Below are 12,893 nucleotides of genomic sequence, written 5' to 3'. Positions count from 1 at the left end.
TTTCCGACCGCATTCGCGGGTTGGCGGGTCAGCGAGCGCGAGGATGGGCCGTCTGGTAGGTCTCCATCAGGGCCTGCGGGCTGACGTGTGTGTAAATCTGGGTCGTGGTCACCGAAGCGTGGCCCAGCAGCTCCTGGACCGAACGCACATCGGCGCCCCCCTCCAGCAGATGAGTGGCGAAGGAGTGCCGTAGGGTGTGAGGGTGCAGGGGCCTGTTCAGTCCCGCCCGGCGGCCCGCATCCCTGACCACCTGCCAGACCGTCTGCCTGGTCAGCCGCTTACCCCGCTTGTTGAGGAAGACGGCCCGCAGCTCCCTGCCCTTGGTGGCCCGATTACACAGACTGGACCGCCCCAGATTCAAGTAAGTCTGCATGGCCTGGCAGGCATAGGATCCCATGGGCACCAGACGCTGCTTGTCGCCCTTGCCTGTCAAACGGACCACTCGTTCGTTAAGGTCCATGTCCTCCAGATCGGTGCCGACGGCCTCCGAGACCCGGCAGCCGGTGGCGTACATGAATTCCAGCAGGGCCTTGTCCCGCAGGACCACCGGATCCTTGGACCCGCCCATGGCGGCCACATCCAGCAGCCGGGTCACCTGGTCCACGTCCAGCACATCCGGCAGGGCCGAGGTTCCCTTAGGAGCCTTGACGGTACGGGAGACATCCCGGTCGGTCACCCCCTGCTTGAGGGCGAACCGGTGCCATTCATGGACGGCGGCCATCCTCCGCGAGCGGCTGGCTGGGCTCTCGTCGGCCAGATGGGCCAAAAAGCCCTCCACATCGGCGGTCTGGATCTGCTCCAGGCTGGTGATGCCGCGGCCGGACAACCAGTTGATATACATGGTCAGATCGGACTTATAAGCCTTGACCGTGGCGGGTGCAAGACCCCGCTCCAGACCGGTGTAGGCCAGGAACTGGTCCAACAATGCGGTCAGCCCCTCCTGATGATCACCGTCCACTACCGCTTAACCTCCGGTTCTCTTTCATCAGTGCTGGTCTCAGGCCATAGTAACGCTACGCTCCCCTGTTTCCATGCTTCCAACGCGCTTGGGATTGAGACAACCGCCTAGGAGACCTCACGGATCAGCCCTTGAATCACCTCTTGCTGAAGAATGCGTCGGTAGGGGCCGGCCTCCCTGCTGATGATGCCGTCGATGGCGTGCATGCCCAGCAACTCCACCGGTGCATTGTCATCGGTCAATACCCTCCCCTTTGCATTCCCAACCATGCTCAAACGGGAGCTGACCTGCTCCATCATCTGGGACAGATCCGGATCAGGACTGACCCTGGAGGCAGCCTCCGCCAGCAGGTCAGAACCAGGATAGTCCCGCATCGCCGCCTTCCTGGGTCCCCCAGATTCCGCAAAAGCCTCGGAAACTGGGCGACGAGCAAAGAGCTCGCGGTTGGTGGTACGAGGCACGTCGGCCGTCAGAATGGCGTCGGATCCGAAGACCCTGGTGATGGTGTTGGTCAGGGCTGCATTGATGGACCCCTGGCCGTCGTCGATCATGTTCATGTTGACCACCATGACCCCACCCGGATTCAGGTGCTTCCTGACCAGGCCGAAGAACTCGGTGGAGCTCATTTGAAAGGGTATGGTGATGTCCTGATAAGCGTCGACCATGATCAGATCGTAGCGCTGCCCACTGGCTGCCAGCCAGGCTCGCCCGTCGTAGGTGGAAACCGGAATATCGCTGGGCTGATCGAAATACTTGATGGCCAGGTCGCTGATGGTCCGATCGATCTCAACCCCCTGGATGGCCATCCGAGGATAGTACCGCCTCAGCTGCCGGGCGTAGGTCCCGGTCCCCATGCCAAGGATCAAGGCCGAGCGGGCCTGATCAGCCATGAGCGGCGCCGCCAGGGCCGTGTCGTAGTACATGCCGGTCATCCCGGGATGCTTCATGGTCACCGACTGGACGCCGAAGAGAACGTTGGTGGAAAGGATGGTTCTGTCCGCCAGGGTTTTGACCTGCAGGTAGTTGTAGATGGACTCGCCCTCGTAGGTCAGGCCCTTCTCCCAGAAGGCGAACCCCGTCATCGGCGACAGGGCGGCCGAGACCACAAAGGCCACCGTGGCGATCAGGCAGGCCAGGCGGTGCACCTGTGAGGAAAGAAAATAGGCCAAGGCCACCAGGAGCAGTATCCCGGAGAAGATCAGAAAGGTTACGAAGGTCCCTACGGCAGGGATGGTCACGAAGGTGGGCAGAAAGGTGCCCAGGATGGATCCTACGGTGTTGCAGGCGCTGAGTCGACCGACCACCGAAGCGTTGTCGTCCAGGGAGTCGGTGGCGCTCTTGACCAGGCCGGGGGTGATGGTGCCGAGGAGGAAGAGGGGCGGAACAAAGATGATCAGGCAGGAGATGAAGGCCGCCAGGACCAGGAAGTTGGTGGAGACAGCCACAATCAGAAGTCCAGAGATCAGGATTATCAGATACTTGCCGACCAGGGGGATCAGGGCAATCCAGACGGCCGCGGCCATGATGCACAGGTAGAGCCTGTCCGGGTCAGGGTTTCTATCGGCCCAGCGACCGCCGACAACGGCGCCCAGGGCCAGGGCGATCATGATGGTCCCGATGATGATGGTCCACACGATCTGGGAGGACGAGAAGTAAGGAGCCAGCAGACGGGAGGCCCCGAGCTCGGCGGCCATGACGGCCATCCCCGAGAAGAACTCCGTCACATAGAGAAAAACCCGCGACCGCAGAATAGGGCGCGACTTAATGATTCTGGCTGGCCTGGATCTACCGCTACCACGAGATGCACTGGCTTGACCTGCTGATTCTGCCGAGACAGCCGAAGCGTCTAGGCTGTGATCTTCATTCATGGCGGCTCCCGGCATCATTGTCGTCAATCAACTTACCGTCCAGCTGGGGAATGGTCAAATATGCAAAGAACCCCGCGAAAGGCGAGGTTCTTGCAATACGGTGTTCAGGTCCGCTGATCAGGCAGCGACCGGAGCGTTCACATCGGCAGGCAGGGCCTTCTTGGCCTCGGCCACGATGGCGTTGAAGGTGTCGATGTCGTTGACGGCCAGGTCGGCCAGGGCACGGCGGTCCAGCTCGATCCCGGCCAGGCGCAGCCCCTGGATGAAGCGGTTGTAGGTGATTCCCTGGGCGCGGCATCCGGCGTTGATGCGCTGGATCCACAGCTTGCGGAAGTCGCCCTTGCGGGCCTTGCGGTCCCGGAAGTTGTATGTATATGAATGGAGCAGCTGCTCCTTGGCCTTGCGGTAGAGACGGGAGCGCTGGCCACGGTAGCCTGACGCCCGCTCCAGGACGACCCGACGCTTCTTATGCGCGTTGACTGCCCGCTTGACTCGTGCCATAGATATTCCTCAGCTTTCTAAAATCTCACTCGACGCGACTGCACCCGCTCAGCGGGCCAGCATCCTCTTCATGTTCTTGGACTGGGTCGGAGCGAGCACCTCGTCAGTGGACAGGTGACGACGCTTCTTGGCCGACTTGTGCTCCAGATTGTGGCGCATACCGGTCCCGGCGTGCATGAGCTTGCCCGAACCCGTGGTCCGGACGCGCTTGGATGCGGCGGAGTTACTTTTCATCTTCGGCATTGCTGCCCTCCTTGGATTTCATCTGCTTGGGAGAAGTATTGTTGTCGGCCTTGGCAGCCAGATGGGCCGCCTGACGGGCCTTGCGCTCGGCACGGGCCTGGCCGCCCCGCCGACGCTGCTCGGACTGGGTGTGGACCTTCTTGCCCTTGGGCGATAGGGTCATGATGATGTTGCGCCCCTCCTGCTTGGGGGCAAACTCGATGGAGCCCAGATCCGCAACGTCATCAGCCAGCTTGCGCAGGAGCTCCACGCCGCCGATGGGTCGGGACTGCTCACGCCCACGCAGCATGATGGTGACCTTGACCTTGTCTCCTGCGGACAGGAAGCGGCGCACGTGCCCCTCCTTGACCTCGAAGTCGTGGTCGTCGATCTTCAATCTGAAGCGGATCTCCTTAATCTCCGACATGCTCTGGTTGCGGCGCGCCTCACGAGCCTTGATCTTCTCGTTGTATTTGAACTTGCCGTAATCAATGAGCTTGGCGACCGGAGGCTTGGCCTTGGGTGCAACCTCGACCAGGTCAAGGTTGGCCTCCTTGGCCAGGTTGAGGGCGACGGAGGTCGCAATGATTCCCACCTGCTCGCCGTTGGGCCCGATCAGGCGTACCTGAGACACTCGTATATCGTCGTTAATCCTTGGTTCGTCGCTAATGATGACTCCTTCTCAAATACCACAACATCCACTGCCCTGCGAAGAACCCATAGGTTTCGAACATGGCCGCCACAGCCATATGGCAACGAAACCGCCAATACCTGCACCGTACATGATGACGGCCAACCGTCACCGGCGCAGGTCGAACCCGAAGCCATGGAAGGCTCCCAGGTGGGATCATCCGCTTTCTTGATTTCTCAAGCCGAGTAGCAGTATAGCACAGTCCTCAGGACCGGGCCTGGTCAGGCGGTTGCTCCGTCCACCAGAGGCAGGTAGTCGCCGTAGCCCTCCTCCTCCATCCGGTCACGTGGAACGAACCGCAGGGCGGCGGAGTTCATGCAGTAGCGCTGCCCGCCACGGTCGGCCGGACCGTCGTCAAAGACGTGTCCCAGATGGATGCCGGTCTGTGCCGTCCGCACCTCGATACGAGGCCGACCCAGCAGCTTGTAGTCCTTGCGGTTGACCAGCAGGTCGGGACCGATGGGCTTGGTGAATGCGGGCCAGCCGCATCCGGAATCGTACTTGTCCGCGGATGAGAAGAGCGGCTGCCCACTGACCACGTCCACATATATGCCGGGGCGGAACTCCCCGTCGTAGGCGTTGGCGAAGGGCCGCTCGGTGGCCGCGTGCTGGGTCACCTCGTAGCTCTCAGGGTCCAGGGACCAGATGCGCTCGATGTAGCGCTGGCGGGAGGCGGCGTTGGCGATGGCCTCCAGCGGGATGTGGCAGTATCCGCCTGGGTTCTTGAGCAGATAGTCCTGGTGGGACTCCTCCGCCGGGTAGAAGTTGATCAGAGCCTCCACCTGCACAGCGGGATGACGGCCGGTCCTGTGCTCCAGCTCCTCCAAGGCGCGCCGGAAGACGGGCTCCTCCTGCTCGCGATGCTCGGGATCCCAGTAGAGGCCGCTCCGATACTGCCGACCCCGGTCGTTACCCTGCCGATCCACCGAGAAGGGGTCGATCAGATCCAGCAGAAGCAGGGTCAGGGTCCGCAGACTGACCGTCTGGGGATCATAGGTCAGCCGCACGCTCTCCACGGCGTCGGTGACACCGCTGCAGACCTGTTCATAGCTGGGGTTGGGCACTGTGGACTGGGCGTATCCCACCTGGGTGTCGACAATCCCGTCCACCTCCTGGAAGAACCGCTCGATGCCCCAGAAGCAACCCCCCGCCAGGACGACCGCGGCAGGGTTGTTGGCTGAAATCTTGTTCTTGTCCATGATTCCTCCTCGCATGCCTGTGCCTTCGCTAGGCTCAACAGGAGCAGGAGAGCGCCTATTCCGCCCCTGTCGCGTCTTGACAGCCTTCTCACATTGTCGACCGGCTTGCCCCAGCAGCGTAAGAGGCGATTATCATATGACCATCTCCAAATCGAAGTCAGGAGGCGGGTCATGCAGCGAGCGCAGGAAGATGCCGACAAAGACGCGAGGTCCGCCGGGACCATTCTGGGCTCCCTGGCTGCGGCCTTCCCACGGACCCTGCCCATCATGGCCGGATTCCTGGTGCTGGGAATCTCCTACGGTTTTCTGATGACCAGCCGCGGGTTCCCGGTGATCTACCCTCTGGCCATGAGCGCCCTGATCTACGCCGGGTCCATGGAGTTCGTGACCGTGGACCTGCTCATGTCCACCTTCAATCCCTGGGGCGCGCTGATGCTGACCCTGATGGTCAATGCACGGCACCTCTTCTATGGCCTGGCCATGCTGCCGGTCTTTCGAGGGACGGGCCGGAAGAAGCCCTACCTGATCTTCGGCATGTGTGATGAGACCTTCGCTCTGGAGTCTGCCGATCCTCATCCTGCCGGAACCGACAAGGGCTGGTACCTCTTCTTCGTAACCCTGCTCAACCAGATCTACTGGGTGGGCGGCGCCACCCTGGGTGCCGTACTGGGCAACCTGGCGAACTTCGACACCAGGGGGCTGGATTTCGTGCTGACCGCCATGTTTCTGGTCCTCTTCCTGGAGCAGTGGCGTCAGGCCGAGGCCCGCCTGCCGGCCCTGATCGGTCTGCTGGCCTCTCTGGCCTGCCTGCTGATCTTCGGACCCGACCGGTTCATCATTCCATCCATGGTGGTCATCCTGGCCATCTTCATCCTCTTGGACTTCCACAGCCAAAGGGAGGCTTCATGACCACTGCAGAGCAACTGATCACCATAGGCATTGTGGTCCTGGGAACCATGGCCACCAGATTCCTGCCCTTCATAATCTGGCCGGAGGGGCGCCGGCCGCCGGCCCTGGTGACCAGGCTGGGACGCCTGCTGCCCGCCGCCGTCATGGGACTGCTGGTGGTCTATTCGTTGAGGCACACCAACCTGATGGGAGGCGACCACGGGCTCTATGAAGCCCTGGCTCTGCTGGTCACAGCCCTGGTCCACCTGCGCTGGCGGAACATGATGGTCAGCATCGCCTGCGGCACCCTGACCTACATGGCCCTGGTGCAAGGGTGGCTGACCTTCCTGATCGGTCTGGTTGGTCTGGGATGATGGGGGCGCGTCCAATGGGCGAGCGCAGAAAGAAGACTCTTATGCAGGATGACGGTCAATCGGCCCAGGCGCCGCTCTGCCGGATCTGGGGCGCCGGACAGTACTTTGGCGAAGAGACGGCACGCGGCGGACAGGCCCTGGTCATCGCAGCGGACGGCGGACTGGAGCCGGCCCTGGAGCACGGGGACGAGCCCGAACTGGTCGTGGGTGACTTCGACTCCCTACCCGCCGGCAGCCGAAAGCTGCGAACAGACATTCCCCGCCGGGTCCTGCCCGCCGAAAAGGACGACACTGACCTGCTGGCCGCAGTCAAGGTGGGCTGGCAGCGGGGTTGCCGACGATTCCTTATATATGGTGGCTTGGGCGGGCGTATGGACCACACGCTGGCCAACCTGAATCTGATCCATCTGATCGCCGCCAGCGGGGGCCGGGCCGAACTCTGGGGCCAGGGGATGCTGGTCACGGCACTTGGCCCCGGAAACCTGGACTTCCCCGCCTGGGACTGCCCGCCCAGGTCCATGGTCTCCGTCCTGGCTGCGGACGACCAGGCCCTGGGCGTGGTCGAGCAGGGTCTCAAATACCAGACGGACGGCATGACCATGACCAACCAGCAGGTGACCGGCGTCAGCAACGAGTTTCTGCCCGGCAAGCCCGCACACATAGCCTTGAAGCAGGGAACCGTGTTCGTCACCTACCCCACTTCGGCGCCCGAGCCGATCTGGAGCACCAGCCTGGTGCCCAAGGCCGACCTGGGCTCGCTGGAGACCCGGCCCTCCCGACGGCTGGCCTGAGCCTCTTTTGACTTGAAATCCTACTTGGAAAGGAAAACTATGACAGCATCACCTACACCCGAACACCCACTCTTCATCTGCTACAGCCGCTGCTCCACCTGCGCCAAGGCCCGCACCTGGCTGCGTGACCACAATGTGGACTTCACCGAGAGAGACATCAAGGGGGACCACCCCACCCAGGAGGAACTGACCGAATGGCTGAACATGAGCGGCCTGCCCGTTCGGCGATTCTTCAACACCTCGGGTCAGGCCTATCGCAGCCAGGGCCTGAGCAAGCGCCTGCCGCAGATGGATACGGAGCAGGCTCTGCAACTGTTGTCGACCGACGGCATGCTGGTCAAGCGTCCCATCCTGCTGGACGGCCGGCATGTCCTGGTCGGATTCCACCAGCAGCAGTGGGAGGATTGGCTGGCCGATACGAACGAAAATCCTCACAATTCCTGATCGTTTTGTTGCGCAAACAAACAACAAAACCTACCAATTTTTTTGTTCGTTTTTTCCTTGGCAGAACCCGCGTAATCGCTTGCTATAAGTACACAGGGTTCTATAAACTATGAGATGTTATCAGTAATCGGCCATATACGGTCCGGTATTTTTTGTGCTGTATACGGCCAATCTCCAAGGGAGAATTGAATGACAGTAAAGATTGGCATCAACGGATTCGGACGCATCGGTCGTCTGGCCTTCCGGCGCATCTTTGAGCTCCAGGCCCGTGGCGGCGACGCCTCCAACATCGAGGTTGCCGCCATCAACGATCTGACCACCCCGGCCATTCTGGCCTATCTGCTCAAGTACGACAGCACCCAGGGCACCTTCCGTCACGACGACGGCACCAATGTGTCGGTCACCTCAACCGACACCGCCATCGTGGTGGACGGCAAAGAGATCCCGGTCTACGCCGAGAAGGATGCCAACAACATCCCCTGGGTCAAGAACGACGGCGTGGACTACGTGCTGGAGTGCACCGGCTTCTACACCTCCTCCGAGAAGTCCCAGGCCCACCTGAACGCCGGGGCCAAGAAGGTTCTGATCTCCGCTCCCGCCAAGGACGACACCACGCCCACCGTGGTCTACGGCGTCAACGAGGAGACCCTGAAGCCCTCCGACAAGATCATCTCCGCCGGCTCCTGCACCACCGGCTCCCTGGCCGCCATGGTCAAGATGCTGGATGACAACTTCGGCATCCGCATCGGCTACATGACCACCATCCACGCCTACACCGGCTCCCAGATGCTGCTGGATGGCCCCAAGGGCAACAAGCCGCGCAACACCCGCGCCGCCGCCCTCAACACCATCGAGCACTCCACCGGTGCCGCCAAGGCCATTGGCAAGGTCGTTCCCTCCGTCGACGGCAAGCTGCAGGGCCATGCACAGCGTGTGGCCGTTCCCTCCGGCTCTGTCACCGAACTGTTCTGCATCCTGAACAAGAAGGTCACTGTCGACGAGATCAACGACACCGCCAAGAAGGCCTTCGAGGGCAAGGACTACTTCGGCTACAACGACGAGGGCATCGTCTCCTCCGACGTGATCGGCGACACCCACGGTGGCATCTTCGACCCCACCCAGACCGATGTCAACACCTACGGTGACGATCAGATGGTCCGCACCGTTGCCTTCTATGACAACGAGTACGGCTTCACCAGTAACATGATCCGCACCCTGCTCTACTTCGCCAAGCTGGGCGACTGAGCATCCGGCCGGTTCCTCCGGCCATAGCGATTACGGGGTCCGCTCCCTACGGGGCGGGCCCCTTGTTTGTATTCAGCGCCTCCGGGTGAGCGCCCGCATGGCCAGGTCGCAGACCAGCCCGACGACCATGCCCGCCAGAAAACCGATGGCCATGACGGCCAGAGGGTTGTTCTCCAGCCAGGAGGCGGCCAGGTACCCCAGGGTCCACATATAAATCGACCAGAGCAGACCGGCCAGTGCAGACAGGGGCAGGTAACGGCTGAGCGGATACCGCGCCGCACCTGCCGTCAGATTGACCACGGTCCGGCCCGAGGGTACGAAGCGCGAGGCCAGTGTGAAGAATCCGCCTCCCTGCAGCAGGGCCCGGTGGGCCCATGAGGTCACAGCCTTGCCTGCGGCGCCACGGAAAACGGCCAGCCGATTCAGCGGGACCAGCCGCCCCAGCCCATAGGTGCAGGCATCGCCGCCCGCGAAGGCCAGGGCACATACCAGAAAGACCAGGACGGGCAGGGGTCGCCCCGAGGCCCGAAAGGCCGAAGCCGTGGCCAAAACCATAAGCTCCGTGGGTATGGGGATGATCAAGGCATCCAGGAAGGCGGCCAGGAACAGCACGGCCAGCCCCCAGCCGCCTGTCACAGCATCGAGCAGCCAGGCATTGACAGCAGTCATGGACTACCCTTTCCGCGCAATGGCACCAAAGACACCCCTCAGCCTACCTGAACGGTCAGTACCTTAGCATGGAGTCATGAGCAAGAAGAAGCGGGCAGACTCGGATGCCGCGACTCCGGCCATGGCCCAGCTGGAGCGTCTGGGGGTTCCCTTCACCATCCACGAGTATCAACACAATGCGGACCACATGGACCAGGGGTACGGCATCGAGGCCGCCAAAAAGCTGGGCCTGGACCCGCGCACGGTCTACAAGACCCTGATGGCCGACACGGGCAAGGAGCGGGTCATCGGCATAGTACCGGTGACCGGCCACCTGAACCTCAAGCACCTGGCGGCCGCTGTAGGTGCCAAGAAAGCAAAAATGGCCGACAAGGCCCAGGCCGAACGAGAGAGCGGATACGTCCTAGGCGGTATATCGCCTTTCGGACAGCGCACCCAACACGTGACCGTGCTGGACCAAGGCGCATTGGAGTTCGACACCATCATGGTCTCCGGCGGCAAGCGCGGCATCAGTCTAGGTCTGGACCCTCGGGATCTGATCCGTGTCCTCAAGGCCAAGACCGCACCTTTAGCCACCGACTGAAAGATCTGAGCGGTGGCCTTAGCCCCGTGGTTGCGGGACTTTCTTTGATGCGCGTGCTGAACGAAGTGCGGCAGGCAGGACGAAGTGCATGTGCTCGTCGACTGCTCGTTCCCGGGTCACCTGGGTGAACCCTCGGGCAGCCAGGGTCTCCAGCACCCCCTGAACCAGATTTTCGGGAACCGAGGCACCCGAGGTGAGTCCTACCGAATCCATGCCCTGCAGCCAGGTCGGGTCCAGCTCGCCCGCATCGTCGACACGGTGGGCCCTCATCTCGCCCTGACCAGGAAAGCGCGCATCCAGGGCCTGACGGGCCACCTCGACCAGACGCACCGAATTGGAGGAATTGGCCGAACCCACCACAATCATGCAGTCTGCTTGACCGGCCACCAGCTTGACCGCCTGCTGCCTGTTCTGGGTGGCGTAGCAGATGTCCGAGCCCGGTGGCTCCTGGATCCAGGGGAACCGTCGACGCAGGGCCGCAGCCAGGTCGGCGGTCTCATCAAGGCTCAGAGTGGTCTGGGTCAGCATGACCAGCGGGGTGTCGGGTCCGAAGTCCAAAGCCTCAATATCATCCTCATGCTCCACCAGATGAACCCGGTCCGGGGCCTCCCCCATGACTCCGATAGCCTCGTCATGCCCCCGATGGCCTATGTAGATAATCGAGTAGCCGTCGCGAACGAAGCGGTGGACCTCCCGGTGGACCTTGCTGACCAGGGGGCATGAGGCATCAACCACACGCATCCCACGCCGCTGGGCCTCCTTGACGACCGAGGGAGCGATTCCATGGGCCGAGAAGACCACAGGCACCCCGGCACGGACGGCCTGGTCGGGAATCTGGTCCAGCTCATCCACGAATACGGCTCCTCGCCGGGCCAGGTCCTCGACCACATGCCGGTTGTGGACTATCTGCCGACGCACGTAGACCGGGGGCAGACCCTGACTCTGGTGGGGGTTGTCCGCATCCAGGATGGTCTGCACAGTCTGGATGGCACGGTCCACCCCCGCGCAGAACCCGCGCGGATCGGCCAGGATGACTCGCCCGTGCCCCTGTGGGGTCGGCTGTTCGCACACGGTGGTCCGAAATCCTGCCACTGCCGCTCCTTATCGATGTCAATCCGGACGGTACCGGACAATGCAAGTCCATGGTAGAAAGCCGAAGAGCACCCCGGTAGTCCATCCGCCACTCTTTCACCAAGAAGCCAAGACCACCCAGGCGCTAGGATGGTGGCGTACCAAGCATCAACGGCACTATGGAAGTGGGAGCATGCATACGAACGAGATGATGGGCGGGGCCGTGCCCCGGACAGGACAGCAGTACAGCATCCGTCACGGGGACTACGAGGCGGTGGTGACCGAGCTGGGAGCCATCCTGCGCGTTCTGAAATACCAGGGAAAGGACCTGCTGGCCTCCTTTGACCCGGATGGAACCGTACCCTGCAGCAACGGGAACGTGCTGGTCCCCTTCCCCAACCGGATCGAGGATGGCATCTACGAATTCCAGGGCCACACCTACACCCTGCCCATCGACGAACACGACCGGAACACCGCCATCCACGGCTACGGATACCGGGCCTACTGGCGGCTGCAAGCCCTGACCGAGGACTCCGTCAGCCTTTCCTGGCGGGTGCCGGACATGGGCGGATACCCCTTCGACGTGGTGGTCACCGTCACCTACACCCTGGACGACCAGGGGCTCACCATGACCACCCGGGCCCTGAACCTGGGCGACGATGCAGCACCCTGGGCCTTCGGCATCCACCCCTGGCTGGCCAACGGCAAGCAGGGTGTAGGTGACCAGATCCAGAAGGACAACGCCCCCTGCACCCTGTCCATCCCCTGCCGCACGCATGTGGTGGTCGATCCGGACAGGCTGCTACCCACCGGCACCGAACCCGTCCAGGGGCGAACCGATCTGCGCCAGGGTCCTGTGCTGGGCGAGGATGCGAACTTCGACGATGCCTGGACCGATGTGGAGCGGGACGACGACGGCACCTGCTCGGCCTGGTTCACCCGGCCGGACGGCATCCGCATTCAGCTCTGGGGCGATGAGACCATCACCTCATGGCAGGTCTGCACCGGGACCGGCTTCGACGCAGGCATGCGCCCGGCCGGCGTTGCCGTGGAGCCCATGACCGCCTATGCCAACGCTTTCCGAACCGGCCGGAACCTGGTCATTCTGCAGCCTGCCGCCGTCTACACCACCCAGGTGGGGTATCGGGCACAAGAGGTCTGAGCAGAGTCTGAGCAACCGAGCTGGTCGACAAAGGTCAGCCCGGTGTGCGATAATCGGCAAGGCTTATAGGTTCATCAGTAGCAAAGGAGTCCAATCATGGGCATGCGCGGACGCAAGCGCAGGGATCGCCGCAAGAAGGCCGCCAACCACGGCAAGAGGCCGAACACCTGATCGTCTGCCCCGGCACCAACGGTGCCGGGGTTTTGCATATATACTTAAAAAAAAAA

16 protein-coding genes are annotated in these 12,893 nt (G+C 62.3%); 8 read left to right on the top strand and 8 right to left on the bottom strand.

Annotation, left to right across the window (positions count from 1 at the left end):
• Positions 1–28: 28 nt before the first annotated feature.
• From xerD to msrB, 6 genes are all read right to left on the bottom strand, one after another.
• Positions 29–958: a site-specific tyrosine recombinase XerD gene (xerD, locus tag H3V04_RS01310; protein ID WP_198186965.1), complete on the bottom strand. Its 930-nt coding sequence runs from the start codon at positions 956–958 to the stop codon at positions 29–31.
• A gap of 107 nt (positions 959–1,065) precedes the next feature.
• Positions 1,066–2,682, bottom strand: coding sequence for a spermidine synthase (locus H3V04_RS01305; RefSeq protein WP_373564637.1), 1,617 nt, complete (start codon positions 2,680–2,682; stop codon positions 1,066–1,068).
• A gap of 261 nt (positions 2,683–2,943) precedes the next feature.
• The gene (rplT, locus tag H3V04_RS01300) at positions 2,944–3,327 is read right to left on the bottom strand and encodes a 50S ribosomal protein L20 (protein WP_110451910.1); all 384 of its coding nucleotides are present in this window, start codon (positions 3,325–3,327) and stop codon (positions 2,944–2,946) included.
• Positions 3,328–3,375: 48 nt separating this feature from the next.
• Positions 3,376–3,570: a 50S ribosomal protein L35 gene (gene rpmI, locus H3V04_RS01295; RefSeq protein WP_015021617.1), complete on the bottom strand. Its 195-nt coding sequence runs from the start codon at positions 3,568–3,570 to the stop codon at positions 3,376–3,378.
• Positions 3,551–4,222, bottom strand: coding sequence for a translation initiation factor IF-3 (infC, locus tag H3V04_RS01290; RefSeq protein WP_029676114.1), 672 nt, complete (start codon positions 4,220–4,222; stop codon positions 3,551–3,553). Before infC ends, rpmI begins: the two co-directional genes overlap by 20 nt.
• Positions 4,223–4,461: 239 nt before the next feature.
• Positions 4,462–5,439, bottom strand: a complete 978-nt coding sequence (gene msrB, locus H3V04_RS01285; RefSeq protein ID WP_198186964.1) for a peptide-methionine (R)-S-oxide reductase MsrB — start codon at positions 5,437–5,439, stop codon at positions 4,462–4,464.
• Positions 5,440–5,610: 171 nt separating this feature from the next.
• Between msrB and H3V04_RS01280 the strand changes: the two genes are divergently transcribed.
• From H3V04_RS01280 to gap, 5 genes are all read left to right on the top strand, one after another.
• The gene (locus tag H3V04_RS01280) at positions 5,611–6,348 is read left to right on the top strand and encodes an AzlC family ABC transporter permease (RefSeq protein WP_198186963.1); all 738 of its coding nucleotides are present in this window, start codon (positions 5,611–5,613) and stop codon (positions 6,346–6,348) included.
• Positions 6,345–6,701 (top strand): branched-chain amino acid transporter permease, encoded by a 357-nt coding sequence (locus tag H3V04_RS01275; RefSeq protein ID WP_198186962.1) that lies wholly within the window; start codon positions 6,345–6,347, stop codon positions 6,699–6,701. Before H3V04_RS01280 ends, H3V04_RS01275 begins: the two co-directional genes overlap by 4 nt.
• Positions 6,702–6,715: 14 nt before the next feature.
• A complete protein-coding gene (locus H3V04_RS01270) occupies positions 6,716–7,492 on the top strand; it encodes a thiamine diphosphokinase (RefSeq protein WP_198186961.1) in 777 nt (258 codons plus the stop codon).
• A gap of 39 nt (positions 7,493–7,531) precedes the next feature.
• The gene (locus H3V04_RS01265; RefSeq protein ID WP_198186960.1) at positions 7,532–7,936 is read left to right on the top strand and encodes an arsenate reductase family protein; all 405 of its coding nucleotides are present in this window, start codon (positions 7,532–7,534) and stop codon (positions 7,934–7,936) included.
• Positions 7,937–8,125: 189 nt separating this feature from the next.
• Entirely contained in the window at positions 8,126–9,181 is a 1,056-nt protein-coding gene (gap, locus tag H3V04_RS01260; protein ID WP_029677985.1) for a type I glyceraldehyde-3-phosphate dehydrogenase, read from the top strand.
• Positions 9,182–9,253: 72 nt separating this feature from the next.
• Here gap and H3V04_RS01255 read toward each other — a convergent pair whose 3' ends face one another.
• Positions 9,254–9,850: a DedA family protein gene (locus H3V04_RS01255; protein ID WP_198186959.1), complete on the bottom strand. Its 597-nt coding sequence runs from the start codon at positions 9,848–9,850 to the stop codon at positions 9,254–9,256.
• Between the two features lie 76 nt (positions 9,851–9,926).
• Here H3V04_RS01255 and ybaK point away from each other — a divergent pair, with 76 nt between their 5' ends.
• Positions 9,927–10,433, top strand: coding sequence for a Cys-tRNA(Pro) deacylase (ybaK, locus tag H3V04_RS01250; RefSeq protein WP_198186958.1), 507 nt, complete (start codon positions 9,927–9,929; stop codon positions 10,431–10,433).
• A gap of 18 nt (positions 10,434–10,451) precedes the next feature.
• Here ybaK and H3V04_RS01245 read toward each other — a convergent pair whose 3' ends face one another.
• Positions 10,452–11,525, bottom strand: coding sequence for a 4-hydroxy-3-methylbut-2-enyl diphosphate reductase (locus tag H3V04_RS01245; RefSeq protein ID WP_198186957.1), 1,074 nt, complete (start codon positions 11,523–11,525; stop codon positions 10,452–10,454).
• A gap of 172 nt (positions 11,526–11,697) precedes the next feature.
• On the opposite strand from H3V04_RS01245, the gene H3V04_RS01240 reads away from it, so the two are divergent.
• Both H3V04_RS01240 and H3V04_RS10490 read left to right on the top strand, forming a co-directional pair.
• Positions 11,698–12,666, top strand: coding sequence for an aldose 1-epimerase family protein (locus H3V04_RS01240; protein ID WP_198186956.1), 969 nt, complete (start codon positions 11,698–11,700; stop codon positions 12,664–12,666).
• Between the two features lie 96 nt (positions 12,667–12,762).
• Positions 12,763–12,837, top strand: a complete 75-nt coding sequence (locus H3V04_RS10490) for a 50S ribosomal protein bL37 (RefSeq protein WP_099327425.1) — start codon at positions 12,763–12,765, stop codon at positions 12,835–12,837.
• Positions 12,838–12,893: the final 56 nt, after the last annotated feature.

It is taken from the genome of Bifidobacterium sp. M0353, assembly GCF_016100645.1.
Classification (GTDB): domain Bacteria; phylum Actinomycetota; class Actinomycetes; order Actinomycetales; family Bifidobacteriaceae; genus Bombiscardovia; species Bombiscardovia choladohabitans.
This window is presented reverse-complemented; position numbering and strand designations above follow the sequence as displayed.